This is a genomic window from Paenibacillus oceani, assembly GCF_014705615.1.
Lineage (GTDB): Bacteria > Bacillota > Bacilli > Paenibacillales > NBRC-103111 > Paenibacillus_AB > Paenibacillus_AB oceani.
Genome location: NZ_JACXJA010000007.1, coordinates 193,320 through 218,442, shown reverse-complemented (window position 1 = coordinate 218,442; position 25,123 = coordinate 193,320). Strand labels below are relative to the sequence as shown.

The window sequence follows — 25,123 nt, the reverse complement described above, 5'->3', positions numbered from 1 at the left end:
TCATCCGATTAAAGCACAAAAGACCCGTTGCAGTCCGCTCATCGTATCATGAGCCGGAACTTGCCACGGGTCTTTTATCCCTGCGGTGTAGCGCGATCGGTTATGGCCTGCGCCCGGCCTCGCTCGGTTCGCCGGCAAGCTGTTCTCCAGCCGCCGCGGATCCCTAGAGGCCCTTCCGTAATAATGCTATATCTTACCACGGCTTCTGACGACTGGCAATAGCGGTTTTGCAATGAATCCGACGTTCAGCACCCCGCTGCCGACCGCATTCGGACTTTTCCTCAGCTTGAACGCTCCGGCCTTCAACAGCCGCTTCACCCCCTCCGGCTTCAAAGCGGGATACCGCTGAAGCAGTTGGGCGGCGCCGCCGCTTACGATCGGCGTGGACATGCTCGAACCGGACAGTCTGAAATACAGGTTGCCCACCCGCGCAGACGGATTGTTCCGGTCGAGGGTCGATCCCGGAGCCCGCAGCGAGATGATGTTAACGCCCGGAGCGGTCAAGTCGGGCTTGATCCGGTTGCCGGCGGCTGGACCGCGGCTGGAGAACAGCGCAACCGTATCGTCCGCCTGTCGGATCGTACGGCGGTCATTAACCGCTCCGACGGTTAGCAGCAGCGGGCTGATCCCCGGGGATTCGATCGTTCGGGGATCGGGTCCCGAATTGCCTCCGGCCGTCACGACGACGAGTCCGGCTCTCCATGCCCGCTCGGCCGCCCGGCATATCGGATCGTCGGAGCACCGGGTTACGCCCGGCGAGCCGAACGACATGTTCACGACGCGAATATTGTATTTTTTACGGTGGCGCAATACCCAGTCGACGGCCGCGATGACGTCCGAACTGTTCGCATCCCCGAACTTGTCGAACGCCTTCAAAATAACGAGCTTGGCCTGATCGGCCGCTCCGCGGTATTTGCCACGGGAGCTGAACCCGTTGCCGGCCGCATCGCCCGCCACATGCGTTCCGTGACCGTTGTCGTCGTAAGTGCGGGTCCGGAGTCCCACGAAATCTTTGAAGGCTACGATCCGGTTGACCGGCCGGGTCAGATCCGGATGCGGGTAAGCTCCGGTATCGATAATCGCAATGGCGATTCCTTTCCCGCCAATTCCGCGTCGTTGCAGCGCTGTGGCACCCACGGAAGGCGTAGCGACATTTAAGCTGATCTTCAGCTTGCTGTCCAAATGAATGCGAAGCACGTTCGGATGGCGGCACAGCCTGCGCAGGCATGCGACCGATACGATCGCCGACAGCGCGTATACCCGCGACATTCTCCGCAACGGCTCGAACCGGTGGGCGTGAGTCACGACGCTGCGCCGTAAGGAATCGACCATCCGCAGCGAAGGCTTGCGGTCGAATTCGATGATGACGCGCAGCTTGCCGCTCGCGGAACGGCCCTCGTTCCGGCGGATCATACCGGAAACCGCTTTACGCAAAAGCGGGCTCATCTTCGGATGAATATCGGAGCGTTTACGATGTGTGCCTTGCGGCTTCTCCATTCCCAACCTTCACCACCCGTATCGTTTCGTGCCGGATCGGTTCGTTCCGGCATGTAGAAAGGACAAAGCCGGAGCAGCAAGCCCCGGCTTCCATCCGCCGCTTCATTTCGCTTAACATTTACCGCGGCTGATGATGACAAGAAGGATGAACAGTACCAATATGATACCGGCCGAGCTGGCGCAGCCGTGAGTTTTCTTCGGTTCGCAAACAGGGGCTTGCACGTAGCTGACCGAAACGTGTTCATACGAAGGCTTGGCGATCGGCATCGGAGCCGGCATCGGCATGGGCATGGGCATGGGCATCGGTCCTGCCGAAATCGGGGCGACCGGCATCGGAGCTGGCATCGGTTTGAACCCGGTCTGCTTTGGCATATATTCCATTATTGCACCTCCCTTGTGTCCTGCAATCTACATTAGTCTATGGGGAAGCACCTACCCGGAACACGGTTAAACACCCATGGGCGTCAAATTGGTCGTGCGCCTACTTCTATGATTGTTGCGGAAATTTGCGCAGCCGACAGCAATGGAAAGGTGCGAACGCCGCCGTTTGATGTCCGGATGAACAGGCAACAATGAAGGATGTACCGATTTGTTCAACGTTTTGTCATAAAGTGAAGGAAAGGGCGAATGGATTTGAATTCCGAAATAGCGTATAATCTTGAAGTGACATTTTGTTCGAGGAGGACCACACATGTATAAATGGGTCATGTCCGCTCTGTTTTTCGGAGCTTGCGCCTTCGGTCTGATTTTCCTGATGATCAGCGCAACGCCGGAGAAGAGCGAGGAAGATGTTGCAGCCGAATCGGGTACGCCGCAGTTAAAAATAACGGCCAGCAACTTCAAGTTCGATCAAGCGGAATACAAAGTGAAACAAGGCGAAACGATGAAAGTCGTATTGAAAAACTCGGAAGGCGTTCACGGCATCGAAATTAACGGACTTGGAGTTACGCTGCAAGGCAAAGATACGTCCAAGGAAGTTACGTTCGACAAACCGGGTACATACGAGATCGTATGCAGCGTTCCTTGCGGTGCAGGCCACGCAAACATGAAAGCCAAATTGATTGTTGAAGCTTAATAACGACGAAGAGAGGGACAGGTTCCCTCTCTTTTTTCATTCTATCTGGCATTTTTCGATCAGCCTCTGCTCTGCGATATACCGCCGGAGCTGTTCCTTCTCGCTCTCTGTGAACCGGTATTCGCAGTCGCACCCTTCGCTTTGCACGACATAGTCGATCGGATTTCCGGTCTCGTCGCAAATGACCAGAGCCCCCGGCTCGGTCAAATCGTCCGGCCAGCTCTGCCCTTCCGGCTCGAGCCGCATATAGATGTCCACAAAGGGCCCCCTACGTTCGGCAAACGCCTGGAATGGACGAATCTCGGCTTCAAACATCAATTGTGCATTAAATTTAAACATCCCGACATTCCCTGCCTTCATGTTCGTGTATAATAAGAGGAAGGACGGCGCGTCCTCCGGTTCACACCGTCCGATAAACGAGAACTAGATTTGGAGAGTGGTGCTGCTATTATGAGCAGATTAACCGACGAGCACATTCAGGAGCTGCTGGCGACCCGCACTGGCTGGACACGCAAAGACGTCAAGTGGCTTATCAAAAAATACCGGTTTCCGCAATTTATGAAAGGCATCGAATTCGTACAGCAAACCGCGATGATCGCCGAAGCTCTGAACCATCATCCGATGATCACGATTGAGTATAAAGTCGTAACACTAAGCGTCACAACCTGGAGCGAAGGCGGCATTACACAGCTCGATATCGAGCTGATCGACCGCTGCGACCGACTGTTCGGTTCGATGTGCGGGGCGGATTAGCAGGCCGGAGAGTTGCCGCAAAGCGGTGTCGCCTGCAGCGATCGGACAACGTCATCCGGCCGTCTTTCCCGTCCATGGCGGGAATCCGGGTGAGGACGAGCCGCGTTCAAGACGGTTTCTCCGCAGCCGTGCTGCTCGCTTCCTTCGGCTTCAGCATGGAGAGCAAGAAGCTCGCTTCGTCCTCATCCCCCATCTTGCCCCAAGCCATCACCCCGTTCACATAACGGAGCTCAAAAGGTTCCGAGTGCCCTTCCACCTCATACTGTCCGGGAGGAAACGACTCGGGGGACAGCAAGTACGCTTTGACCATCCAGATTTTCCGCTCCAGCATCTCCGCCTGGCTCGGAAACTCCGCCCGCCGCCGCTCCCGTTTCAGCAGCTTGATCTGCTCCTGTAGTTCTTCCTGATTCATCTCACTGTATCGTTTCATCTGATCCTCCGGCACAGGCTAGCGTAATCTATGTTTTCGTGCTGACGCTATTATATCACAATCGCAGGCCGGCAGACCTCCTAGGCCCGCCGGCGTTTCCATTCTTCATACGTCTTGACGACCGGCAATCGATCCGGCTGACTCGGCGTGTATTTCATCGCGTGCGACGTATTAAACAGGACGACTTCATCGCTTGGACGCAGCCAGTTCCGGTCCAGTAGTCGAAGGAACCCCGCCCACGCAGCCGCCCCCTCGGGCGAAGACGATATGCCCGACTTGCCCATCTCCGCCTGCGCGCAGCGGATCTCTTCCGGGGATACGGCTACAGCGGTGCCGCCCGACTCTCGCAGCACCCGGACGATCAGCTCACCATCCGGAGGCTCGGGAACGCGCATCCCTGTCGGATTAGAACTAACACCGGACGTGATCGGCACGAACGGTCCGCCACGTTCCATATTATCGATTACCGGCTGGCAGCCTTGTTCCTGCACGCTGACCATCCTCGGCAAGTCGCCCATCAGCAATCCGAGCCGCTTCAACTGCATGAACGCGTTCCACATGCCGATCAGCCCCGATCCGCCGCCAGTGGGGTACACGATCACGCTGGGGAGCTTCCAGCCGAGCTGTTCCGCGAGCTCCAGCCCCATCGTTTTTTTACCTTCCGCCCTGCCGGGCTCTTTCAGCGTGCCGACATGGTGCCAGCCTTGTTCCCGACCGCCGTCCTGAATAATGCGGCCCGCATCGTGAATGAATCCGTCTACGAGACAAGTAAACGCGCCATACAGCGAACATTCCGCTGCGATCAGCCCCGGACAATCCTTCGGCAGGAACACATAAGCTTCCATGCCCGCATAGCCGGCGTAGGCGGCTAGAGCCGAAGCGGCGTTGCCGTTGGAATTAACGGCCACTTTCCGGACACCGTGCTCCCTGGCCACCGAGATGGCCGCCGAGAAGCCCCGCGCCTTAAAGCTTCCGGTCGGATTTTGCTCTTCCCTCTTGACCCACAGCTTGCGGAGCGGCAGCTGCCGCTCCAGCGGATACAACCGGATCAGCGGGGTCCACCCTTCCCCAAGCGTTACGATATGGGCCATGCTCGTGACAGGCAGCAACTCCTCGTACCTCCACATGGACGTTACGCGGCTTTGCAAGCTTTCCTTGGTCAGCGTCCGGCCGACCCGTTCGAGATCGTACTCCACCGACAAAGTACCGCCGCAGCCGCATTTCATCCCTTGTAAGTCGAACGGCTTCTGTTTCCCGCATGTTCCGCAAACCAAACCGAATCTCATCGCAGCATCCCCCCGTTCTCAAGCTTCCTTACAACGTATGAACCCCTGTACGAAAGTTCGAGGGTTGACGCCTATTCCTGCGCCAAATTCACCGATTCCCAAACGTTCCTGTGCAGATGTGCATAGTCTGATGTTGAGATCGACCGCAAGAATGACTACTCGTCGAGAAGAGAAAGGATCATTACGGCATGAAGAGATTGATGTGCAAAGGAAAAATTCACCGGGCAACCGTCACTGAAGCCAGTCTGGACTATGTAGGAAGCATTACGATCGACTCTCACCTGATGCAAGCGGCGAATATCCATCCCTACGAGATGGTCCAGGTCACCAGTCTCCGCAACGCTACGCGCTGGAAAACGTATGCGATTCCCGGCACAGAAGGCTCGGGGAAAATCTGTCTGAACGGACCGCCCGCCCATTTGTTCCAGCCCGGCGATCTGGTCATTGTGTTAAGTCTCGGCTTGTATGACGAAGAGGAGATCCGCAAGCTGGTCCCTCGGGTCGTCTTCGTCGATCCGGATAACCGGATTACCCGCTACGAGGATCACCCTTTATTTAATGAGACAGGGGAAGTGAACTGGAATGCGCTACAGCCGAAATAAACTGGCGAAATACCGGGTATTGAAAAAGTCTTCGGAGTTGGCATCCGCCCTTCCGTCAACGTATTCGATGACCAAAAGCCATTTTCAGAAACTGATCAGCCGATACGGCAAAGTGATCGTCAAGCCCTTCTCCGGCTCGGGCGGAATCGGAGTCATGTCGGTCGTCTCCCAGGGAGGCCAATCTTACAAGCTCCATCACGGCACAAGCAAAAAGAGGATAACCGGGTTAAGCGAAACTTATGCGTATATCAAGCGCATAACAAAAGGCGCCTCCTACATTGTGCAAAAGAAGATCAGATTGGCGAAGGTGAACGGACGTCCGTTCGACGCACGCGTCATGGTGCAGCGCAAGCGGGGCAGCTCGGAATGGGTGCTGACAGGGCAGCTGGCGAAAATCGCCGGGGCCGGGTACATCATCACGAATACCGCTCGCAGCAAAGGCAAAGTCGTGCCTCTCTCCGATGCGATCCGGCGGTCCGACGTTCAAGGCCGGTCGGTTAGCGAGATTGAGCACCGGGTCGAGTCGATCGGGCTGAAGGCCGCCCGGCAGCTTCACAACTATTACCGGATTCGCACGGTCGGCCTGGATGTGGGGATCGATAACAAAGGGCGGGTATGGATCATCGAGGCGAACTTTCACCCGGCCAAGTCGCTGTTCTTGAAGCTGAAGAACCGGTCCATGTACCGGAGAATCGTCCGTTATCAAAAGTAAAAAGCAAGCGCGGTCCGGATCGGCAAAAATAATCCGCACTGCATAAATACCGCCCTCCTGGTGCAAACTCCCGTTAATACCGAGAGGGGGATTTCCATGTACAACGAGGAACAAGCAGCCGATCACCGCGAAGCAGCCGCTAGCCTGTCTTCCGCTTCCGGCTCGGATCAGCCCGGTATCGACTATTCCGTCGATTTTATTTACGGCAGCGATCAGAGTCAATACGTGGAGCAGCAACATGCAGATGAGGACGGTCCGACCGTGTCCGATTGACGCGGCATTTGTAAGAAGCCGTCTGTTGGGGTTCTGCAAAGGAAGAAGTGAATCTCATTGCGTCGCACGTTGCTTTCAGCGTGCGGCGTTTTGCTGCAGGAGGGCGGTTGGTCGAGCGCCATAAGAGTCTCTCGACTTTTTGATAGATGGAAGCGAATAAAGGCGGTTTGCAGCTCTTATTTCAAGCCGTTGACGGGGTCTGCACCCCTATGGCCAATTTTAAGAGCTCCAAACCGCTGCTATTTCCCCGTCCATAGCGGGTTATGCGCAAAATAAAGGCTACAAACAACTCTTATCGGGTCCGTTCCGGCTAATAGAAAATAGAAAAAAGCCTTGATATCTCAAGGCTTTCCTGGTATGACCTGTAGTGGGCTCGAACCACTGACCCCTACCCTGTCAAGATAGTGCTCTCCCAGCTGAGCTAACAGGTCGTATTCATTAGCGACAAAAACTATAATACCAAGGATCGCCTATCATGTCAACCTTCGATTCTGTTTTTTTAAAATAATCCGGCTGCATAAGACGGCCCGATCCCGGTTATCGGCTGCATAACCAGATCAGCACGCCCCAGACCGGTGCCACAAGCAGCGCGGCGAACAACAAACCTCTGACCGCAGAACCGTTACGCTCCATATCCTCTCACCTCTAGCCCAGGGTGATAGCAGTATATGATAGGAGCGGACGGATCATGTCATACCTTGGGTTGCGGCGTTGCCGGCGGAGCTTTCTGGATGAAGCACATCCGGGATATTCCCGTTATTGGTGCATGGGTGCCGGTCCGGATCTTCCTTTGACTCGGCAGCTACTTCAGGAGAAGAACAAAATATCCGTATACGATCTCGAGCTCTTCCACCGATATGCCCAGCGCCTCCGCCTGCTGCTTATAGCTGGAGCTTGGCACATCCGATACGACCTGCATCAATTCTTCAATCTTCGTTAAAGGCGTCTGCGCCAAGTTCGTATGCACCATCTGATACGAACGGGAATCGATACGCCGGACCAGGCCGAAATCGATCAGCCGATCGAGCCGCTCAGTCGCGGACGGCACGGATGTTTTCAGCTCCGCAGCCAAATCTTTAAGCGTGATCCGGATCGTCCCGTCCTCACCTTGCTTCGTTTGCAGGAAAGAAATCAGTTCTTCGGATATCGCAATCAAACTTTGCACTTTACGCGATACCCATTGCTTGTCGATAGTGTTATTCATACCGCTCTGCTCCATTACTCGATAGGTTGTTAGAAAAGCCCGCTCTGAAGCAGCATACCATATCCGGGAGTTTCGCTTCAATCTAAGAGAAGACGTATGCCTGCCACATCGGCGAAGTCGATCCAGCTGTATTCCCATTCGTTCTCGATTTTGATTCTTTTGCGTTCCTTATCCAGCTTGGTGATCCGTCCTTGAATGGTCTGCTCCTCCTCGTCTCCCCATACCGTGACGATCGCTTCGCTCTCTGTAAATAAAGCGACCGCAAGCGATCGAATGTTCTCTTCATACTGCCGATCGTCCAGGTCAGGCATCCGTCTTGCGGATGACCGGGCAGCCGTTGAACTATCGACAGCCATACACTCAACAGGAACTTTACACATCGCGAACCCTCCGAATAAGAACGTTTGTTCTTATATTATAGAGGAAGCTCCAGATGAAGTCAATCGTCCGCCACTATGCAAAAAGCCGGATCGTCCGACGTCCGACCCGGCGTTTCTTCCAGCTTTATGGCATTGCATACACGGCGTTTTCCGCGAAATTCACTTCCTGAACATGAACGACATAATTCCCTCCCGGCCCTTCAACGGTTACCGTATCGGCGATACTTCCCAACAACAGGCTGATCCCGAGCGGCGACAAAAACGAGATCCGGTTTTGGTCCGGATCGATATGCTCAGGAAAAGCGAGTGTATACGTTTCCACGATGGAGTCTTCCGGAAATTCGATTTTGACGCTGCTGCCGATCAGCACAACCGATCGAAGCGATTCGTCGAGACGATCGTCGTTTCTGGACGTAACATCCTGCAGCTTACGCTGGTAACGCTCGATCAACTTGCGAAGCTTGACCCGGTCCTGACGGGCGGAATCGCTGTATTCATCTAAGAAAGAAGACACTTGCTCGTCAAAATAAACGAGCTGCCCGATTAAAGCGTCTCTTGTTCCTTTGGCATCACTATGGCTCATGGCAGCCATCACCTCCATACCGTGCTGCCGCGACGGGTTTGACGATCGGCACTGATAATTGTATCATCGCTTCATCTCCTCCCTCATATGGACAAACAGACCCCGATCCGGGGCCTTACACGCATTCTAACAAAAACGGGCTTGTCTGCCAATACAGAATATGCCGGGTATAGAAAGCAATTTTTCGGGACAGTCTAAGATTAGGTTTGGAAGGATGGAAATGATGGCTTTTGCGCGGAAAGGAGCAGTGACACTTGTCCACTCGCAACGAATACGAATACACCGATTTAAACGGCAAACCCGCTCTTATCCAAGAGATCGTTCAGCTGGAACAAAAATTGAAGCAGGAAACCGGACAGCCGGTAACTCTGATCGCCTTTTCACCGGCCGATTCGTCTCTCGCTACAAGCACCGGCCGTGCCGGCTTGAACGAATAATCCAACCAACAAACGCCAGATTGCGGAGTATCGCTTCCGCTTCTGGCGTTTGTTCGGTTTCTAGCGATACTCGCATTCTCAAAAAAAGTGGATTAACTTTGCAACATTTCTCCAGCGTTTTCCGTTTAGAAGGTTGATCGATCGATTGCACGATAACATCAGAAGAAGAGGTGAATGAAATGAAAAAACGGGCAACCGTCCTAATCTCCGCACTGCTCGCCCTGCTGATGATGCTGGGCGGCTCCGCTTATGCCTTCTCCGACGTACAAGGTGATCCTAACGAGGCGGATATCGCCGCGCTTCAGAAAGCCGGCATCGTCAGCGGCATATCGGCCGAGCATTTCGCCCCCAAAGGCAAAGTCACAATGGCGCAAGGCGTTGCGATGCTGGTTAAAGCTTTTGATTTGAATATCGATCATATCCGGTTTATTAAGAAACCGGAAGCAAGCGATTATTTCACCAACGTTCCTAACGACGCCTGGTACGCAGAATCGTTCATCTATGCGCATCATAACGGCCTGCCTATTCCGAGGGACGTCGATCCGCTGCAAAACTTGACGAAAGAACAGTATGCCGATCTGCTGTTCCATGCGTTGACCGCCAAAAATGATTATGCGTTCATTAAAATGTACGTCATCCTGAAGGATGAAGCGGACGTAACCAAAGCCTACATGAACAGCATCCAGCATCTGCTGCTCGGCAAAATTACCGAGCTTGACGACGGATATTTTTATCCGAAACACGAAATTACGCGCAGCGAAGCCGCCCGTCTGCTGAACCAGGCGATCTTGTTCGCCAAAAAGCACGAACCGATCAAGCCCGTTCCAGCGGTAGATCCGGACGTATCGCTGTCGGTTACGAAAGTAAACGACGATGTGAACAAAGTAACCTTAACCTGGAGCAACCGACCGCATCCCGGATACGGAATCTCGGTATCGAACATCGAGTTCACCCTTGACGGCCAAGCGTTGATCTCCTACGAGCTTCATCAGCCCGATCCGGATAAAATGTATCCGCAAGTAATCAGCGAGGCCAAAATCGACACCTACGTCGCCTCAACCTATAAGCCGGTGTTGCAGCCGGCCGCCGGATCGACTTCGTCTTCCGACGCGTTGTAAGATAAGCTTCACCCGGGAACTTCGGCAGAGCGGACGCTCTTGGCCGGAGTTCTTTTTTACTTTCCGAGGGCGTACGGGCTTGCCCCCGCAGGACTTAAAATCCTGTGCGTCCGCCCTGCATTCCACTATTTCTTTAGTACAGCCCCACAATCCGGCCCATTATTTGGATATCCGTTCTAGCAATCGATGCTGCCAGATCATTGATAACCATAGAGAGCCCCTGGCAGTCGGTTAACCGCTGAGCTCTCTTTTCCTGACGTTACAGATCAACTGCTATGCAACTACTTTCACATATACACTGCTTTGCAACGATGCTTGACAAAGTCACGGCTCGGGGTCATAATCCCAAGTTAACTCTTTATCCAGCTCTTTATCGTACAGACTAACGCCGCTGGAGGTGCCCGGTCTATACTTGTCCGACTCTTTTTCTTTTTGATATTGAATATACTTCTTCTTGTAATGTTCCGTCTCCACACGTTGCTTCTCCGCATGCGCTTGCAGTTCTTGAACCGTTACACATCGCAGCGAGAAATTTATCGTAACGGTCCGCTCCATCTTAGTTATGACCGCATGCTGATAACGGCTCCCGTTTATTTCATAGGAATCGGGGATCGCCCCCAGATAGGCGCCGTGCGCATATGCCTTCCAGGAACCGTCCTCCAAACGCAAATCGACCGGGTCGCCCTTTTTCAGTTTAAGCAGCACCGTTAACGGCGCCTGGTTTTTGCGGTCGACAAGACTTTCAATGATCATCATGGACACATCCCGGAAGCAGTCTGTTCTCTTGGAGTTTACACTCAAAAACCAGGTCGAACCTGGTTCGCCTATACAAAAAAACGCCGAGTTATCGACGGGGATCAACTCCCGCTGTCTTTAACTAAGCGTTTTGTGTTTTTGGATTGTAGGTTTATGCCGAGGACGAGACTCGAACTCGTACGGGGTTGCCCCCGCAGGATTTTAAGTCCTGTGCGTCTGCCATTCCGCCACCCCGGCATGTATGTATGGACGTTCCTATCAATCTATGATTGCCGCATTCTATTTCTGGTGGGCCCTGAGGGACTCGAACCCCCGACCAATCGGTTATGAGCCGACCGCTCTAACCAACTGAGCTAAGGGCCCCAATGAGCGGAAAAGATTATTGCGGGGGCAGGATTTGAACCTGCGGCCTTCGGGTTATGAGCCCGACGAGCTACCGGGCTGCTCCACCCCGCGTCGTTTGGAAATGCTGTCCTGTTCGCGACAGCGACAAAAATAAATATACACCATATGAAGAGTGGATGTCAATATTTTTTTCACTTATTGATACGGAACGTAAGTTTCCTTTGTTCCCTACAGCTGATACCGGACGCCGAACCGGCCTTTCCTGGACCTGAACACTTCCACCGACTGCGGGCATTCGTAGCCATAGATCCACCAATCCTCTTCCATCCGTTTTGCCAGACAGCCCGCCTGGAATTTGCTTTCATACAGCTTGACCCAGTACACCCATTGCATCTTCAATTCCGACCGATCCTTTCTTTGATTTTGTTCTCTCATTAGCATATCCCATCTCCCCCATTTTTTTACCGGGATCGGTACGATTCTATGCAAAAAGTTTCAGAAGCACGCTATTTGCCCTAACGCTTACGCCCCCGCTATAAACGAAAAAGACCGCAAAAAAACCTCCCCGCATCTCTGCGTGAGAGGTTCAATACCGTTTATTCAGCCCGCATGCTCTCCCCGAAGCACCGCAGGGTTATCGACCGCCTCCAGGCGCTCCTCCTCGTCGCGCATCCGGTGAGCGATCCGGCTGGCCGCGGAAGCCGCGATGCTCGCCACCAGATCGTCCAGGAACGTATGGACGCCGTTCCCGCTTTTCGTATCGAGCCGCTTGATCACTCCGACCTTATGCTTGTCCAAATGACCGAACGTCGTAACCGCGATACTCCCGTAGCCGAATACCGAGCCAAGCGCCAGCGTCTCGTCACAGCCGAACAACCCTTCGTCCGTCTCGACGATCGACTGCAGCGGTTCGGATAGCATCTGCTTCTCGGCCAGCTGGTCGAGCTCGATTCCCACCAATATCGCATGCTGAATCTCGCGCTTCTCGAGCACCGCCCGAACGCTTTCCAGGCACAACTGCAGCTTCAAACCCGCATTATAGGGAGATTGCATCTCATAGACGATATGAGCGATATCTTCAAGCTGTACACCGCGCTCCTGCAGCTTGCGCAGTGCAGCTTCCTTTACATCCTTGCTGTGGACCCGTTTCCGCATTGAAATCTCCCCTTCGATGTCAGACATAGGTTCATTATAGCATGGACTTCCCGGAATTTGTCGGAAAATGCGAAAACCGGACCGCCTCTGTCGGCGATCCGGCATCCTTCATCGATTAGTACGCCGGCATCATCATCGAGCCGCCGCCGGGCATGATGTTGATCGGAGCGTTAGGATTATCCTTCATCTGCTTCAACGCCGCATCTCCGGCCGTTTGCCATTCTTTCAGAGCTTCACGGACAGTAACGGTACCTTCAATCGCTTTCTTGAAGTATTCCCGGCCCATATCGTTAACTTGGCCGATATATTGGAATTCACGATACAACTCGCTCATCTCGTCCTGAACCGGTACCGGCTTCATGGTGTAGAACGCTTTGATGTTATATTGCATGCCGTCGCGAGGCTGAATGTACTTCGCGCGGGATACGAGCTGATTGACGCTTTTGGACTTCAGTCTTGCCCAGTCTTCGCCATTGATGAATTTAATGAACTTCCACGCCGCCGCCGAGTTTTGAGCCTTGGCGTTAATACCCATCAGACCGTTCAGGTACACGTTGCCGCCGACGTCTTTAAACTCCGGATGCGAAGGCATCGAGACGATATCCCAATCGATAGGCGTATACCCTTTAATGTTGGCCGCATTTTTGTTGCTGCGGATCAGTTCGTTTATATTGTACGTATGGCCAAGCGTCATCGCGAGCTTGCCGTTCATGAACGTATTGTTTTGGAACGGATTGTACTCGCCGCTTGCCATCTGCGCCCGTCTGGCCGCATCCATCTTGCTGTAATCGATCGGCTCGGGGAATATTTTCTCCTTGCTGAGGCTGATCATCGTCGACCATACTTTTTCCCACTGGTCGGAATCCACCGTCATGCTCTCAGCGTTATCCGAGAACGTACGCAATTGAAGCGGCGCCGTATACGTCCTCATCTCATGGAACAAGTTTTCCTTGGAGCCGTAATTGTATTGGTTAAAAGAAAATCCGTAGACGCGGTTTTCATCTTCGCCTTTCGATACCCGGCGCGCCAGATCGAACATCTCATCCCAGGTCATGCCGTCTTTCGGGTACCCTACACCCGCATCGTCAAACGGTTTCTTGTTGTACAGCAGCACTTGAGAGGAGAACGTCGGCGCAAGCGCGTAAATCTTGCCTTCGCCTGCGGACTTGATCCCGTCGATGACAGCCGGCACTACGTCCGACAAGTCGAATTTATCCTTCGTAATGTCCGCGTCGAGCTGCTTCAGCATGTTGTTGCTGATCAGATCGGGAAGCTGCTCAAAGTTAAGCATAACGACGTCAGGCGGGTTATCGCTGTTCATCAGCTCTTTCATTTTCTCGTTCGGATCTTCCGGCTTTTCCCCTTCCGGTCTCGGTCCGTAACGATACTGGTCCTGATTGATCGCAGACACGATCTCGACCTTGATGTTCGGATTATTGTATTCGAAAATTTCGGTAAACTGCTGGCGGAAGTATTCATCTTCCTCGCCGTAATACGGAGTCGCGATACGCAGCACCTGCTCGCCCTTATCTCCCGGTCCTTCCCCTTTGTTGCATGCTGCCAGTACCGGCACGGTCAAGGTCGCAATTGCCGTAAGGCCGGTCAACGTTTTAAGCCATCGCGGTTTAGATTGATTCATTCGCTTCTCCCCCTAATTGTTTCGGCGCTTTAATCGTAATCGTCTTGCCGTCGAATTCCATCGACGCTTTGTTCGTGATTTGCAGAGCTTGCAAGTATTCTTTAGGAATTTGCAGACGCCCCGCGCGATCAAGCACGACATACTCCTCGTGCCCCGCACGGATTCCTTTGAGATGAGCGCCGGCCCCTGCATCGAAATCGAGATTTTCGTTCCGCTTGACGAATTCGGTGCTCGTAAGGCCGTCGCGGATCGCCACGACCCGGTCCACCTTGCTGGCAAGCGACAGATCGTGGGTGACGATCACGATCGTGATGCCGATCTCCTTGTTCAGCCTGCGGAAAATATCCATGATCAGGTCCGACGTTTGCGTATCCACCGAACCGGTAGGTTCGTCGGCCAGCAGCAGCGAAGGCCGGTTCGACAGCGAGATGGCGATCGCGACCCGTTGCTGCTCCCCGCCGGAGAGCTGGTACAACTTGTTGTTCATCCGCTCTTTCAGCCCGACCCAGTCCAGCAACTGCTTGGCGTAGGCGCGATCCACCTTGCCGTTCAGCATCATCGGCATTTCCACGTTTTCCAGCGCGGTCAAGTAGGGAAGCAGGTTCCGAGCGTTATTTTGCCAGATGAAGCCTACCGTCTTGCGCTTGTACTCTACCAGCTGTTCGTCGGTAATCTTCAGCAGATCCCATTCGCCGACCCGGACCTGGCCCGCGGAAGGGCGGTCGAGTCCGCCCAGAATGTTCAGCATCGTCGACTTTCCGCTTCCGCTGTTGCCGATAATCGCCATCATCTCGCCGGCTTCTACCGAAATGTTCAAGCCTTGCAGTGCGACGACCTCGATCTCGTCGGTTTTGAAAATTTTGACTAACCCTTCGCAAGTAATCATCGGTTACCGCTCCTCCCCCAGCTTAACCGCCTGATGCACTCTCAGCCGGCGAATATGAAGCAGCAGCAGCGTTGCGCCTGTAATCAGCATAAATCCGACGACGGCGTAAAGCTGATACATGTCTCTGGCTTCGAACACGACCCGGAACGGCGGAACTTGCGTTTTGGCATTTTCCGTCGTCTGCAGGAACGGCAGGAACAGAATACTCGTCAGCCTGCCGATCACGAAGCCCAGCACAATCGACAATCCGGCGGTAAACACCTGTTCGAGCAGCAGCATGCCGGTCAACTGCTTGCGCGACAATCCCATTGCCCGCAAGACGCCGAACTGAACGACCCTGCTCGACAGATTAAAGAACCAATACAGCACATATCCGATCAGCGATACGAGAACCGATACGAGGAATCCGAGGCTCAGTATGCCGAATACGCCGCCGCGCGACGGATGTTTGCTTTGGGTGATCAGCTCTCTTCGTACGTCCTTGTAGCTGACCAATGGAATATTTTTCTCTTGCAGCGTCTCGATAATCGGAGCGAGCAGCGCTCCGGGCTTCATTTTCAGCCAGACGTCATAAGGTACGAGAGGCGCCTGATCGAATATGTAATCCAGATTGGCGATGAAAAACGGCGATTGATCCGGATACAGCGACGGCCAATACGGCAGCGTGCCGACAATGACAAACTCGACCATCTGCTGCTGAATCGCGATCGAGATCAGGTCGCCCGGCTTCACCTGATGTTTCTTGGCGAACGATTCCGGGATGATCACCGCATGCTCGTAAGAGCCGAGCAGTTGCAAATATTGCCGCGGATGCGCCGGGAACAAATCGTTGCGGAACCAGGCCACTTCCGCGAAGTCCACGTTGTCGATACCCATGACGGTACCGGCGCCAAGCGATTTGCCGGAAACGACGACGTTTCCTTTCGTTTGCAGCACTCTCGCCGCATGTTCCACGCCTTCCAGCGTGCGGAAAATTTCAAACGGCGGTTCGAGGTACAGCATCTTCGAGTTTTGCGGTTCGCCGCCGGGATTACCTCCCGGGTTTCCGCCTCCTTGGCCACCTTGACCGCCTTGTCCCCCCTGGCCGCCTTGGCCTCCTTGACCTTGTTCCGGCGACGGCGGCGGTGCTTCCGAGTACGCTTCCCATACGGGCTGAAGCACGACATCGGTGCCGTACTGGTATAACGTGCGCTCGGTGGAGTTCAGATCGATCGTCCGTGCTGCAGAGGAGTTGTATACCCCCAGGCCCAGAGTCAAAATAAGCAGCAGCATAAGCGGATAATACGATTTGGACGAACGGGACAGCTGCGTAAGCGTCAAATAGATCGGTACGGGCAAAAACGTTTTGCCGAGCCAGTTAAACAGCCGCAGCAGCCACGGAAACAATCTCAGGAAAAACAGGCCCAGCGCGAATATCGTAAGCGCCGGAACGAAAAACAGCAGCGGATGCACCTGAAGCTGATCGTTCGTCAAGCCGGTTTTGGCCGACAACACCTGATAATTCTGAAACGAATAATACCCGTAACCGGCCAGCAGAATAAGCAGCACATCCAAAAACCATTTCTGCCAGAACGGCTTGCGGTCCGAACGGGCCAACTGCTGCTTGTAGCTGACGATGGACGACCGGGCGAAGGAAACCGCCGGAATTACGCTCGCAAGTATGGCCAGCAGCACCGCCGCTCCCCCATACATTAGCGCTTCCGTCGTCACACCTACCGGAACCGCCTTCCGGTCGACAAACATAAGAAATCCGTTCGACGAGCCGATGCTCTTCGCCATCATCCAGCCGATAACCGGTCCGATAAGGAGAGCGATAGCGCCGAGCAGAAGCCCTTCCAGCAAATATACCCAAATGATCTGGCGGGTGCTTCCCCCGCGGCTTCGCAGTACGGCGATGTCGCTCCGCTGGCGGTCCAGCGACTGGCGCGCATTCATAACGATATAATAAAAGACCATCGCAATCATCGGCGCAGCGAGCGTGAACAGCGTCATTTGCATTTGCAGGCTTTGCCGCTTGAACTCGGTAAGCATATCCTGGAACGAGAAGTCCACTCTCGTATCCTTCAGCTTCTGGTACAGCGTAATGTCCAGTCGGTCCAGAATCCGGGACAGATCGGACAGCTGACTTGTTTTGATTTCGCGCAAGTCGAACGCGTAATACCAGTTCGCAAGATTAAGCGGTATTTTTTTCTGCTGGAGCAGTTCGTTCTGGAACACTTCGTCACTGACGATCAGGCTGTTAAGCAGTCCCTCGAAGCCCTGGTACCAGTAAGGATCTTCCTCCTGCTTCGGCTTGAACGTGCCGACAACCTTCACCTTAAGCGGTGCGATGCCTTGCCCGCCGGTAATCGGATAATTGAACTCGTCTCCGACTCTGAAATCGTTCCGGTACATCGCTTCTTCGAAAACAACCGCCTCGATGACCCCGTTCTTGACTTGATCGGAGAACGGGCTGCCGTTCGACATCTCGATATGGTCGGCCAAGCCGCCGTATGTGACGATCGTCATCTGGCGGCGCTTGCTCGGGTCCGTCTTGGTCGGATCGACCGGCGTGATCTGCGAACCCCGAATCGAATAAGAACGTGCATAAGTCGTAAACGGAAATCCGATCTGCTTCGGAATCTCGTCGCGAATGTAGGCGTCAACGTCACCAAGCGATTCCAGATCGGCTTTATCCGCCCCTACCGCCTGATAACGGATCAGCGTCGAGCCCGGAGGCAGTCCGTCCGTATTGTCCAGCAGCGTATTCGCTACGACCCGCTTGAGCGAGCCGTCCGAGTACATCGGGATACTGGTCGTGAACGCTACCGCCACAATAAGCCCGAGCAGTGTACTGAGCGTCATCCAGCGGTTATTCCACATTTTACGATACAAAAACCGGAGCATAGGCATAGACGTTATCTCCCCACCACTTTTTGCCCCGGCTGCAGGCCTTTAAGGATCTCCACTTCGGTCGACGTCTGCTGGCCGATCTCTACGTCTACCTCCCGCTTCCCCTTATCGTCGACCACTTGCACATAGTTGCGGCCGGAATAGCTGCGAAGCGCGGAAGCCGGAATGACGACTGCGTTTTCTTTCCGCTGGGTGATGACCTGCACGCTTAGCGGCGTTCCGCGGTTGAGTCCTTGAGGGAACGCATCGAGCTCCACGACCAGATAGTTGTCGATCGTGTCTTGCTTCTTCTGCCCGCCCGGGTTGTTGTTGTTATCCTGCTTAGGAGCGGGCAGCTGCTTCACCTTACCCTTATGCTGACCAGCCATGTTAATATCGACCAGCACTTCCATTCCGACCGCTACTTTTTTCAGGTCGTCGGCGCTCAGGTCGGCCACGACGGTCAGCTCGTTCAGGTCGGCCACGACGGCAATATCGTCGTACGCCTTGACGCTGTCGCCTTTTTTGACTGGCACGGAGACGATTGTCCCGCCGAAAGGAGCGCTCAGCTTCGCCTTGGCGATCGATGTTTCCAGCTCAGTCAGCTTTTCCTTTTTGAGCTCGAACTGGATCTTGGCCTGCTCCAGCTCGGTTGCCGATTGGTCGCCGTCGCTTTTGCGAAGCTTCTCGATCATCGCCAGCTCCTCGCTGCGCTGCTGCAGTCTCAGCGTACGAAGCTCGCTTTCCAGCGTGCTGACGTCAAGCTCCGCGATCAGTTGGCCTGCCGTGACCGCATCTCCGGATTTGACATACATTTCCTTAATCCGTTTGTTGTCCTCGGTGAAATACAAGATTTCCTCCTTGGTGGACATCAGCCGACCGGCGCCTCTCACTTTCGTTTCGAGAGTCGTCGTCTTGACCGTGTGTTCCGGCTTCGCGGAAATCTTCGGCGGAGTAATCGCCGGAAGCACTTCCTCTTCCTCTTCTTTCGGAAGCAGCGAGCAGCCGCTGGCGGCTATCATGGATACGGCCAATACAACTGTAAGTATCGTTTTGCTGCGTTTATGTAGTGACGAATTTCCCGTCAACCATCTGATAGACATGGTCGGCTACCTCCAAAATCGTAGGGTCGTGTGTAGTCATGCAGATCGTCACCTGCTCGGTCTCGATGATTTCGCGAAAAACCGACATGATCTGCGCGCCCATCTGCGAATCGAGTTCCGCAGTCGGTTCGTCCGCCAGCAGCAGCGTTGGACGGTGTGCGATCGATTTGGCGATAGCCACCCTCTGCTGCTCGCCGCCGGACAATTCGAACGGGCGGTGGTGCATCCTTTTGCCAAGTCCGACAAGTTCCAGACAATGCTCGACTCGCGGCTTCCACATCGAACGCGGAATACCGGCCATCCTCATTGACAGCTCGACGTTTTCCCATGCGGACAACAGCGGCATCAGCGCATAAGCCTGGAAGATGAACCCGATCTGCTTGCGTCTTACTTCGGTCCGCTTATCGTCATTCCACTGATGGAACGGGTGTCCCATAAAATAAATCTCGCCCTTGTTCGGCTGATCGAGGCCGCCGATCATATTCATCAGCGTCGTCTTGCCCGAGCCCGAACGTCCGCGAAGCATAACCAATTGGCCGCGCCTCAGTTCCATATCGATTCCTTTCAGGACGTGAAGCTGTTGACCGCCTACCGGAAATGAACGCTCGACATGGTTGACGGACAGAATCAGCTCATTCGCTGCCGGCTCTCCCCTGACCGGCAGACCGGCCGCCGCTGTTCCGTCCCGGTAAGCCGTCTCGGCAGCCGACGCGGTCTCCACCGCAACAGCCGATGTCGCGGGCCGTTCACCGGATGCTGCAGCCGGCGCCGTTTCCTTCTTTTTTTTCGCGGCAAAACGCGGAAGCCAAGCCATCCCCCGATTCTCCTCCTATCTCTTTCGCGTTCATAGTTCGTTCATACAAACTATAGACGTCGCATCGACAAAAAAAGTTACATGGTTTGCAAAATTTTTCATAATGGGCCCTCAAAAAATCGGGCCCATTCACGAACGCAGCGGACGAATGGTTTTGGCGAGGCAGGAAACCTTTGCACGTTCTGGAATTGCAAACCTCTCCCCGAATAATCCCTAGTATTCTGGTGTGAAATAAGGTATACTACTTTTAACTTCATTGCTGACGGAAGGAGTTTGGCGAAGATGAACAAAAAGAAATGGATTTCCTTCTCGGCGATCGCCATCGTAGCGGTCGTGGTGGCCGTATACGGACAAAAGGACCGGATTTCCGTCGTAGAGGCGAAGCCGTACGTGCCTCAGCCCCTAATCGTATTGACCGGAGACGGAATCGTATACAACGACGCCCCCGATTGCCACTGATCTTAGGCCCGGCGGGACTTTGACGCATATATCGACAGGACGGCTGGCATATCCGTATACAACGTATACAACCGCTTTTGGTTTCGGCCTTTTAAGAAAAGCTTCCACACCCGACCTTGTTCAAGTCCAATCCCCCGGTGCAAACAGCTTCCCCTCGGATATGAACGTTTCGCTTCGCTAAAGACGTGTTTGCGGGAGCGGCACTGCAAGGAATAAGAGCCTTTGGCAACCTTTATTCTCGCCCAACTGGAAGGAAGAGACAAATAAAGGCGGTTTGCCCCCTTATTTCAACTAATTAGCGGGGGCTATAAGCTTTTCGCCGATTTAGCAGCTACGAACCGCTCCTATCTCCCCGACCAAGCGGGTTTCGGACAAAATACAAGGTACAATCCACCCTTATCCGGTCGGCCCGTGCCCATGAGCGGCTCCCGGCGTGTGTGAACGCGGCATAGACTCGTGCAAAACGCATTTCGGCATTGCTGCGCGCTACTCTTAACCCCTGTAATAACCGTCCGGGAGTGGGATTTCCCCCAGACGGTTTTTCGGCATCCCCGTACGCCGGCGCGTCTGAGGAAACGGGCAGTCTCGCTTGCACCAATTGGTTCCATTACGATTCCCCTCCCTGCTCCACTCCCTTTCTTTGGCCCAAAATAAAAAGAACCTTCGCCCTCCCGCGATCGATTGCAGGAAACGAAGGTTCTTTAGTTATGGAAGAAAAACGGCAATACGCCGAAGTCCGTTCCGTTCATCTCAAACCGTAAAACCGCGCCGCATTTTCTCCCCACAAGCCGGTCCACCTCGAATCCTCCGGTCCGGCAGGAAGCAGCCCGGCCAACGATTCGTACACCCGATCGTAGTCAGCCGACCAGAGACAAACCGGCCAATCGCTTCCGTACATCACCCGATCCGGGCCGAACACGTCCAATACATATGTCACGTACGGCTTCCACGCCTCGGCATCCCACCGTACTCTGCTCTCCGGCACCATTCCGGATAGTTTGCACATCACATTCGGGTACTCCGCCAGCCGCCGGATCGCCTCCTGCCACCGGACCGGGGATTGCCCCCAATCCGGCTTCGCCAGATGATCGATAACGGCGGGAAGCTCCGGGACTCGCTCCATCAGCTTAACCGCACTGTCGAGCAGGCGCGGGCGAAGCTGGAGATCGACCGGAAACCGCTGCCGCTCCAAAATCCGCATGGAACCCGCAACCGACTCGCCCAGCAGCCAGTCATCGGCAAATCCTGAATCATCGGCCGGATGCCGACAAACTTCGGATGCTCGCGCTGCCGCGCCAAAGCTTCAGCGAAACCGGGCGACTCGAGATCAAGCCAGCCGACGACCCCCAGAATCGAAGGGTACGTATCGCTCAGTGCCAGAAGATGCTTCGTCTCTTCCACAGTAGGCGCGGCCTGCACCGCAACGGAACCGTCCATCCTGTACTTGCCGAGCAACGGCTCTAGCTGATCCGGCAAAAAGTCCCGGTACATCGCGTCCAGCCCGGGGGTCAGCCAGCCGTAATCGCCCCGCTGCGGCTCCCAGTAATGCTGATGTGCGTCGACTCTCAACGGAGCCCCCAAGTTACGTCCGTGAAAAAGTAGCACGGGCCTGGAGAAGACGTCTTCCTTACGGATACGGGCAGGACGTATACTTCGAGCGGATTTTCACCCTTTACGACTTCCACTTCCACTTCATGATAACCTTCCCCGATCGTCAATTCGGCCGTTTGTCTGGGGGGAGCTCTATGGAAAGCCGGCATCAGCGGCAGCGTATCGCCGCAGTCGACGACAAGCTGTCCGTCCAGCTTCATCCGAACCGGGCAATTGGCTGCGGCTATAAGACGGAACGGTCTCTCCGTCGGAACATGCATCGTCGTACTGGCCCGGTACACACCCTCCATCTCGGCTCCGAGCGCCTTCTCCCAGTCCAGTCTGTTTCCGCTAAACCAGACGTCCTTGAGCTGCTGCCCGTCAGGTCCCCATACCGTCCACTTCGCAGCTCCGACGAGGGAGAACGCTACCCGTTGTTCGGACCATACGGACACGTCATGGTTTCTGGTCCATAGAAGCGCCAGGCCGTTATACGAGTTTACCAACTCGTTAGCGCGAATTTCCGCTTCCCAGCGGTACGATTGCCCCGGCTCCAGCACGACCGGCCGAGCTTCGGAAGCGGTCCATCCGTCCGGCAGCTCCAGGGAGACCGTCCCTTCAACGGCGACCCGGGAACAGTTGACCAACTCGAAAAAAACGGATTTCGTCTGATTCGTGCCGATCGCGGGGCCCGTCTGCCCATACTCGATAACCAGTTCCAGATCCGGATTACGCACAGACCCTTCGGGAAGCTGATACCTGTTCGACGATACCGGGCTTTCCGATAATGCAATCAGCGGATCTACTGCCGCTTCCTTCCGGCTCCAGGAGGTCGGCAGATCCGGATGCACGATGATATCCGAATCCCAGGCCGCGAGCACTTGCTTGCCCATCCGGATCGTGCGGCGGGTCAATTCGTCCAGATTGGCCGGAGCCGGAAACCCTTTGATCGGAGGGCTCACCACGACCCGGTCGCCTACAGGCTTGACCCATCTTTCCGGCAGTTGTTCCGGTCCGAGCAGCATACCGAGAATCGCGCCGAGCGTCGCCGCCGTGCAGTCCGTATCATAGCCGCAGTTGACCGATTTGAGAAGCGCGTCCTCAAAGTTGTCGCCGTACAGCCAGCCGAGAATCGTAAACGCGATATTTTGCGGAGCATCGGTAAAATTATCGTTTCCGTGATGCTTCAGAATCAGCTCGCGCGCTTCCGTCCAGCTGCAGCCTTCCTTGTGCCAGCGGATCAAATCCCGCATCGCTTTGGCGGTCCGGCAACTTTCCGGAATGTGCTTCATGCCGATTTCGATCAGCCGGTCTCTGTCCTTCTCGACGAAGATCGCGCTTTCCAGCGCCGCGAAAAACATTTCCCCATATACGCCCTCACCCCCGGCATGGTCCACGATGGCGTCCTGATACGCGTAATATGCCGCAATCTCCGGTGCGCCCGGCGCAGCCATCGCCCAGATCTCGGAGCGGATCGGCGAACCCATACAGTTCGTAAACGGATTGTTGAACCAGCCCGCTATCGGAGCTTGCAGCCCCCGGCGCAAGTTGGCAAGCGCATACCCGTATTCGTCGAACGGGAAAAATACGTGCTCCGCCCATTCCTTCCCGAGCTCCCGTGCGGTCAAGGACGGACCGTACTGCTCCAAAGCGTGCAGCCAGACGAGCTGCAGGTCCAGATCGTCGTTCTCGAGCGGGCCGTCCGGAAGCTTCGGATAAAAGGTCAGATCCAGCAGCTCCTTCCTGCCTTCTACCGGCGCGCCCAGCGTTCCGCCGATATTTTTGCCCAGCCATCCGCCGTACACGATCCGGTAATAGTCCCGCTCATTCAAAATACTGATTCCCATATCTTCTCCTCCAGCCGCTTATCCGTCATGGTATAATGCATGTAGCCTGATTTCATTATAGGAACGGCCGCCCGCCGCATCCATGAACAGGATTAAGGTTTTGTCATGAAAAATCATCGGAGGAAGTCATGACTCTCTACTATTCCATGTCCCGTTTATCGACGCTCGACGTCAGATGGGCCGATTATCTCGATACGAACCGCAGCACTTCCTTCTTCAACAATATGCACTATAACCCTTATTACGAGCTGATCGTTGTGGCGGAGGGGACGGTGCATTTACAGGCGGGAGACAGCCGGATGACGCTGCAGATGGGAGATTCGTACTTGCTGAAGCCGTGGGAGCCGCATGGCGGATGGAGTCCTTGCGAAGGTTCGGGCAAGTTTTTCTGGGTGCAGTTCTCCTGCGAGCCCGGCATGAACGAATTCGTTCTAAATCGCGCCTCCGAACTTAATATCGTGCATGCCGAGCGGACGGAATTAAGGACCGTGAAGGTGAGCCACGAGGATCTGCTGATCATTCCCCGCCAGTTCAGCAACCGGGGCCGCTATACGCTGCTCGGCCTGTTCGAGAAACTTCTGGACACGATGAACCGACCTGAAGGATACTTCCGGTATCAGGCCACGCTGCTGCTGTCGGACATGCTTCACCGGATCGCCTCCGGATTTCTGGAGTCCAGCCACCTCGACACTTCGTTTCCGATCTCATATATTACGTTCCGCAAACTGGTCAATATGCTGAACAACTCGTATGAGCGCGAAGTGAGCAAGGATCAGCTGGAGCGGGCGATGGAAAGAAAGTATGAATATTTGTGCCAAGTATTCCGCAAGTATACGGGTTCGACGATCCATCATTACGTCCAGCAGTTGCGCGTGCAGCGCGCCAAACATTTGCTGCATCAAACCGATAAAACCGTCAAGGAAATCTCCATGGAGGTCGGCTACCAGGAGCCCTTTTATTTCAGCCGCATCTTCAAAAAGATGGAAGGCGTGTCGCCCCAGCACTACCGGGAAAGAGGAGCGGCGCCCGGCAAGCCGGAGTGACGGCTGTCACCCTTCACGCTCGATTGCTGATACGCAGCCTGCGTCGAAACCCCATCGGCAGCTTCGACTTCCCATCCAGCCTGTGAAGCTTCTTCCGGAAGAACTACTTCCGGTATCTGTTATTCGCCGCAGGAAAAAGACGTTTAGCGGAAGAAGTGGTTCCGTTACTTTCGACGAAACAGCCTACTCCACTCCAAAACGCCAAAAGAAAGGAAATGAAAGTTCCTTTATCTCATAGATATGTACGTACCTTTCGGGAATAACG

28 protein-coding genes and 4 tRNA genes are annotated in these 25,123 nt (G+C 54.6%); 9 read left to right on the top strand and 23 right to left on the bottom strand.

Annotation, left to right across the window (positions count from 1 at the left end):
* Window positions 1-186: 186 nt before the first annotated feature.
* Window positions 187-1,497 carry a S8 family peptidase gene (locus IDH45_RS07930; protein WP_190926309.1) on the bottom strand — a complete coding sequence of 437 codons (1,311 nt, stop codon included), beginning with the start codon at window positions 1,495-1,497 and terminating at the stop codon, window positions 187-189.
* A 111-nt stretch (window positions 1,498-1,608) separates the two neighbouring features.
* Window positions 1,609-1,878: a hypothetical protein gene (locus IDH45_RS07925; protein ID WP_190926307.1), complete on the bottom strand. Its 270-nt coding sequence runs from the start codon at window positions 1,876-1,878 to the stop codon at window positions 1,609-1,611.
* Between the two features lie 310 nt (window positions 1,879-2,188).
* Here IDH45_RS07925 and IDH45_RS07920 point away from each other — a divergent pair, with 310 nt between their 5' ends.
* On the top strand, window positions 2,189-2,572 hold the full coding sequence (locus IDH45_RS07920) for a cupredoxin domain-containing protein (RefSeq protein WP_190926305.1): 384 nt from the start codon (window positions 2,189-2,191) through the stop codon (window positions 2,570-2,572).
* Window positions 2,573-2,608: 36 nt separating this feature from the next.
* On the opposite strand, the gene IDH45_RS07915 is transcribed toward IDH45_RS07920, so the two are convergent.
* Window positions 2,609-2,830, bottom strand: a complete 222-nt coding sequence (locus IDH45_RS07915) for a hypothetical protein (protein ID WP_190926303.1) — start codon at window positions 2,828-2,830, stop codon at window positions 2,609-2,611.
* Between the two features lie 192 nt (window positions 2,831-3,022).
* Between IDH45_RS07915 and IDH45_RS07910 the strand changes: the two genes are divergently transcribed.
* Complete coding sequence (locus tag IDH45_RS07910) at window positions 3,023-3,325, top strand: 4a-hydroxytetrahydrobiopterin dehydratase (RefSeq protein WP_190926301.1); 303 nt, start codon at window positions 3,023-3,025, stop codon at window positions 3,323-3,325.
* Between the two features lie 106 nt (window positions 3,326-3,431).
* Here IDH45_RS07910 and IDH45_RS07905 read toward each other — a convergent pair whose 3' ends face one another.
* Together IDH45_RS07905 and IDH45_RS07900 are read right to left on the bottom strand one after the other, a co-directional pair.
* Window positions 3,432-3,755, bottom strand: a complete 324-nt coding sequence (locus IDH45_RS07905; protein ID WP_190926299.1) for a DUF1811 family protein — start codon at window positions 3,753-3,755, stop codon at window positions 3,432-3,434.
* 80 nt (window positions 3,756-3,835) lie between these two features.
* Window positions 3,836-5,041: a threonine synthase gene (locus tag IDH45_RS07900; RefSeq protein WP_190926297.1), complete on the bottom strand. Its 1,206-nt coding sequence runs from the start codon at window positions 5,039-5,041 to the stop codon at window positions 3,836-3,838.
* 188 nt (window positions 5,042-5,229) lie between these two features.
* On the opposite strand from IDH45_RS07900, the gene panD reads away from it, so the two are divergent.
* From panD to IDH45_RS07885, 3 genes are all read left to right on the top strand, one after another.
* On the top strand, window positions 5,230-5,643 hold the full coding sequence (gene panD, locus IDH45_RS07895; RefSeq protein ID WP_190926296.1) for an aspartate 1-decarboxylase: 414 nt from the start codon (window positions 5,230-5,232) through the stop codon (window positions 5,641-5,643).
* The gene (locus IDH45_RS07890; protein WP_190926294.1) at window positions 5,624-6,355 is read left to right on the top strand and encodes a YheC/YheD family protein; all 732 of its coding nucleotides are present in this window, start codon (window positions 5,624-5,626) and stop codon (window positions 6,353-6,355) included. The genes panD and IDH45_RS07890 overlap by 20 nt, the downstream gene beginning before the upstream one ends.
* 96 nt (window positions 6,356-6,451) lie before the next feature.
* Window positions 6,452-6,628 (top strand): hypothetical protein, encoded by a 177-nt coding sequence (locus tag IDH45_RS07885; RefSeq protein WP_190926292.1) that lies wholly within the window; start codon window positions 6,452-6,454, stop codon window positions 6,626-6,628.
* Between the two features lie 358 nt (window positions 6,629-6,986).
* Here IDH45_RS07885 and IDH45_RS07880 read toward each other — a convergent pair.
* The 4 genes from IDH45_RS07880 to IDH45_RS07865 form a co-directional block, all read right to left on the bottom strand.
* A tRNA-Val gene (locus IDH45_RS07880) sits at window positions 6,987-7,059 on the bottom strand.
* 371 nt (window positions 7,060-7,430) lie between these two features.
* Window positions 7,431-7,832, bottom strand: coding sequence for a hypothetical protein (locus tag IDH45_RS07875; RefSeq protein ID WP_190926290.1), 402 nt, complete (start codon window positions 7,830-7,832; stop codon window positions 7,431-7,433).
* Between the two features lie 77 nt (window positions 7,833-7,909).
* Window positions 7,910-8,212: a YolD-like family protein gene (locus tag IDH45_RS07870; RefSeq protein WP_190926288.1), complete on the bottom strand. Its 303-nt coding sequence runs from the start codon at window positions 8,210-8,212 to the stop codon at window positions 7,910-7,912.
* Between the two features lie 124 nt (window positions 8,213-8,336).
* Window positions 8,337-8,795, bottom strand: a complete 459-nt coding sequence (locus IDH45_RS07865) for a GreA/GreB family elongation factor (protein ID WP_190926286.1) — start codon at window positions 8,793-8,795, stop codon at window positions 8,337-8,339.
* 254 nt (window positions 8,796-9,049) lie between these two features.
* On the opposite strand from IDH45_RS07865, the gene IDH45_RS07860 reads away from it, so the two are divergent.
* Window positions 9,050-9,232, top strand: coding sequence for a hypothetical protein (locus IDH45_RS07860; protein ID WP_190926284.1), 183 nt, complete (start codon window positions 9,050-9,052; stop codon window positions 9,230-9,232).
* Window positions 9,233-9,411: 179 nt separating this feature from the next.
* On the top strand, window positions 9,412-10,350 hold the full coding sequence (locus tag IDH45_RS07855; protein ID WP_190926282.1) for an S-layer homology domain-containing protein: 939 nt from the start codon (window positions 9,412-9,414) through the stop codon (window positions 10,348-10,350).
* Between the two features lie 324 nt (window positions 10,351-10,674).
* On the opposite strand, the gene IDH45_RS07850 is transcribed toward IDH45_RS07855, so the two are convergent.
* The 11 genes from IDH45_RS07850 to IDH45_RS07800 form a co-directional block, all read right to left on the bottom strand.
* Complete coding sequence (locus IDH45_RS07850) at window positions 10,675-11,106, bottom strand: hypothetical protein (protein WP_190926280.1); 432 nt, start codon at window positions 11,104-11,106, stop codon at window positions 10,675-10,677.
* 154 nt (window positions 11,107-11,260) lie between these two features.
* Window positions 11,261-11,343: transfer RNA gene (locus tag IDH45_RS07845), tRNA-Leu, on the bottom strand.
* 49 nt (window positions 11,344-11,392) lie between these two features.
* Window positions 11,393-11,469, bottom strand: a tRNA-Ile gene (locus IDH45_RS07840).
* A gap of 19 nt (window positions 11,470-11,488) precedes the next feature.
* Window positions 11,489-11,562, bottom strand: a tRNA-Met gene (locus IDH45_RS07835).
* A gap of 117 nt (window positions 11,563-11,679) precedes the next feature.
* A complete protein-coding gene (locus IDH45_RS07830) occupies window positions 11,680-11,886 on the bottom strand; it encodes a hypothetical protein (RefSeq protein ID WP_190926519.1) in 207 nt (68 codons plus the stop codon).
* Between the two features lie 165 nt (window positions 11,887-12,051).
* The gene (locus tag IDH45_RS07825; protein WP_190926278.1) at window positions 12,052-12,606 is read right to left on the bottom strand and encodes a phosphatidylglycerophosphatase A family protein; all 555 of its coding nucleotides are present in this window, start codon (window positions 12,604-12,606) and stop codon (window positions 12,052-12,054) included.
* Between the two features lie 115 nt (window positions 12,607-12,721).
* Entirely contained in the window at window positions 12,722-14,245 is a 1,524-nt protein-coding gene (locus tag IDH45_RS07820) for an ABC transporter substrate-binding protein (RefSeq protein WP_190926276.1), read from the bottom strand.
* Window positions 14,232-15,131: an ABC transporter ATP-binding protein gene (locus IDH45_RS07815; RefSeq protein WP_190926274.1), complete on the bottom strand. Its 900-nt coding sequence runs from the start codon at window positions 15,129-15,131 to the stop codon at window positions 14,232-14,234. The genes IDH45_RS07820 and IDH45_RS07815 overlap by 14 nt, the downstream gene beginning before the upstream one ends.
* A gap of 3 nt (window positions 15,132-15,134) precedes the next feature.
* Window positions 15,135-18,023 carry an ABC transporter permease gene (locus IDH45_RS07810; protein WP_190926272.1) on the bottom strand — a complete coding sequence of 963 codons (2,889 nt, stop codon included), beginning with the start codon at window positions 18,021-18,023 and terminating at the stop codon, window positions 15,135-15,137.
* Window positions 18,024-18,028: 5 nt separating this feature from the next.
* Complete coding sequence (locus IDH45_RS07805) at window positions 18,029-19,105, bottom strand: efflux RND transporter periplasmic adaptor subunit (RefSeq protein WP_190926271.1); 1,077 nt, start codon at window positions 19,103-19,105, stop codon at window positions 18,029-18,031.
* Entirely contained in the window at window positions 19,065-19,919 is an 855-nt protein-coding gene (locus IDH45_RS07800; RefSeq protein ID WP_190926269.1) for an ABC transporter ATP-binding protein, read from the bottom strand. Before IDH45_RS07800 ends, IDH45_RS07805 begins: the two co-directional genes overlap by 41 nt.
* Before the next feature lie 282 nt (window positions 19,920-20,201).
* On the opposite strand from IDH45_RS07800, the gene IDH45_RS07795 reads away from it, so the two are divergent.
* Window positions 20,202-20,378: a hypothetical protein gene (locus tag IDH45_RS07795; protein ID WP_190926267.1), complete on the top strand. Its 177-nt coding sequence runs from the start codon at window positions 20,202-20,204 to the stop codon at window positions 20,376-20,378.
* 745 nt (window positions 20,379-21,123) lie between these two features.
* Here the strand turns inward: IDH45_RS07795 and IDH45_RS07790 are convergent.
* From IDH45_RS07790 to IDH45_RS07780, 3 genes are read right to left on the bottom strand one after another with little or no spacing between them, the layout of a single operon-like run.
* Complete coding sequence (locus tag IDH45_RS07790; protein WP_190926265.1) at window positions 21,124-21,579, bottom strand: amidohydrolase family protein; 456 nt, start codon at window positions 21,577-21,579, stop codon at window positions 21,124-21,126.
* Window positions 21,501-21,947, bottom strand: coding sequence for an amidohydrolase family protein (locus IDH45_RS07785; RefSeq protein ID WP_190926263.1), 447 nt, complete (start codon window positions 21,945-21,947; stop codon window positions 21,501-21,503). Before IDH45_RS07785 ends, IDH45_RS07790 begins: the two co-directional genes overlap by 79 nt.
* On the bottom strand, window positions 21,944-23,815 hold the full coding sequence (locus IDH45_RS07780) for an ADP-ribosylglycohydrolase family protein (RefSeq protein WP_190926261.1): 1,872 nt from the start codon (window positions 23,813-23,815) through the stop codon (window positions 21,944-21,946). Before IDH45_RS07780 ends, IDH45_RS07785 begins: the two co-directional genes overlap by 4 nt.
* Before the next feature lie 128 nt (window positions 23,816-23,943).
* Between IDH45_RS07780 and IDH45_RS07775 the strand changes: the two genes are divergently transcribed.
* Window positions 23,944-24,858 (top strand): helix-turn-helix domain-containing protein, encoded by a 915-nt coding sequence (locus IDH45_RS07775; protein WP_190926259.1) that lies wholly within the window; start codon window positions 23,944-23,946, stop codon window positions 24,856-24,858.
* Window positions 24,859-25,123: the final 265 nt, after the last annotated feature.

Bases quoted from the DNA above. Each gene is read 5' to 3' on its own strand.
- IDH45_RS07930 (WP_190926309.1), bottom strand. From the start codon at position 1,497: ATGGAGAAGCCGCAAGGCACACATCGTAAACGCTCCGATATTCATCCG.
- IDH45_RS07925 (WP_190926307.1), bottom strand. From the start codon at position 1,878: ATGGAATATATGCCAAAGCAGACCGGGTTCAAACCGATGCCAGCTCCG.
- IDH45_RS07920 (WP_190926305.1), top strand. From the start codon at position 2,189: ATGTATAAATGGGTCATGTCCGCTCTGTTTTTCGGAGCTTGCGCCTTC.
- IDH45_RS07910 (WP_190926301.1), top strand. From the start codon at position 3,023: ATGAGCAGATTAACCGACGAGCACATTCAGGAGCTGCTGGCGACCCGC.
- IDH45_RS07905 (WP_190926299.1), bottom strand. From the start codon at position 3,755: ATGAAACGATACAGTGAGATGAATCAGGAAGAACTACAGGAGCAGATC.
- IDH45_RS07900 (WP_190926297.1), bottom strand. From the start codon at position 5,041: ATGAGATTCGGTTTGGTTTGCGGAACATGCGGGAAACAGAAGCCGTTC.
- panD (WP_190926296.1), top strand. From the start codon at position 5,230: ATGAAGAGATTGATGTGCAAAGGAAAAATTCACCGGGCAACCGTCACT.
- IDH45_RS07890 (WP_190926294.1), top strand. From the start codon at position 5,624: ATGCGCTACAGCCGAAATAAACTGGCGAAATACCGGGTATTGAAAAAG.
- IDH45_RS07885 (WP_190926292.1), top strand. From the start codon at position 6,452: ATGTACAACGAGGAACAAGCAGCCGATCACCGCGAAGCAGCCGCTAGC.
- IDH45_RS07875 (WP_190926290.1), bottom strand. From the start codon at position 7,832: ATGAATAACACTATCGACAAGCAATGGGTATCGCGTAAAGTGCAAAGT.
- IDH45_RS07870 (WP_190926288.1), bottom strand. From the start codon at position 8,212: ATGTGTAAAGTTCCTGTTGAGTGTATGGCTGTCGATAGTTCAACGGCT.
- IDH45_RS07865 (WP_190926286.1), bottom strand. From the start codon at position 8,795: ATGAGCCATAGTGATGCCAAAGGAACAAGAGACGCTTTAATCGGGCAG.
- IDH45_RS07855 (WP_190926282.1), top strand. From the start codon at position 9,412: ATGAAAAAACGGGCAACCGTCCTAATCTCCGCACTGCTCGCCCTGCTG.
- IDH45_RS07850 (WP_190926280.1), bottom strand. From the start codon at position 11,106: ATGATGATCATTGAAAGTCTTGTCGACCGCAAAAACCAGGCGCCGTTA.
- IDH45_RS07830 (WP_190926519.1), bottom strand. From the start codon at position 11,886: ATGAGAGAACAAAATCAAAGAAAGGATCGGTCGGAATTGAAGATGCAA.
- IDH45_RS07825 (WP_190926278.1), bottom strand. From the start codon at position 12,606: ATGCGGAAACGGGTCCACAGCAAGGATGTAAAGGAAGCTGCACTGCGC.
- IDH45_RS07820 (WP_190926276.1), bottom strand. From the start codon at position 14,245: ATGAATCAATCTAAACCGCGATGGCTTAAAACGTTGACCGGCCTTACG.
- IDH45_RS07815 (WP_190926274.1), bottom strand. From the start codon at position 15,131: ATGATTACTTGCGAAGGGTTAGTCAAAATTTTCAAAACCGACGAGATC.
- IDH45_RS07810 (WP_190926272.1), bottom strand. From the start codon at position 18,023: ATGCCTATGCTCCGGTTTTTGTATCGTAAAATGTGGAATAACCGCTGG.
- IDH45_RS07805 (WP_190926271.1), bottom strand. From the start codon at position 19,105: ATGTCTATCAGATGGTTGACGGGAAATTCGTCACTACATAAACGCAGC.
- IDH45_RS07800 (WP_190926269.1), bottom strand. From the start codon at position 19,919: ATGGCTTGGCTTCCGCGTTTTGCCGCGAAAAAAAAGAAGGAAACGGCG.
- IDH45_RS07795 (WP_190926267.1), top strand. From the start codon at position 20,202: ATGAACAAAAAGAAATGGATTTCCTTCTCGGCGATCGCCATCGTAGCG.
- IDH45_RS07790 (WP_190926265.1), bottom strand. From the start codon at position 21,579: ATGCGGATTTTGGAGCGGCAGCGGTTTCCGGTCGATCTCCAGCTTCGC.
- IDH45_RS07780 (WP_190926261.1), bottom strand. From the start codon at position 23,815: ATGGGAATCAGTATTTTGAATGAGCGGGACTATTACCGGATCGTGTAC.
- IDH45_RS07775 (WP_190926259.1), top strand. From the start codon at position 23,944: ATGACTCTCTACTATTCCATGTCCCGTTTATCGACGCTCGACGTCAGA.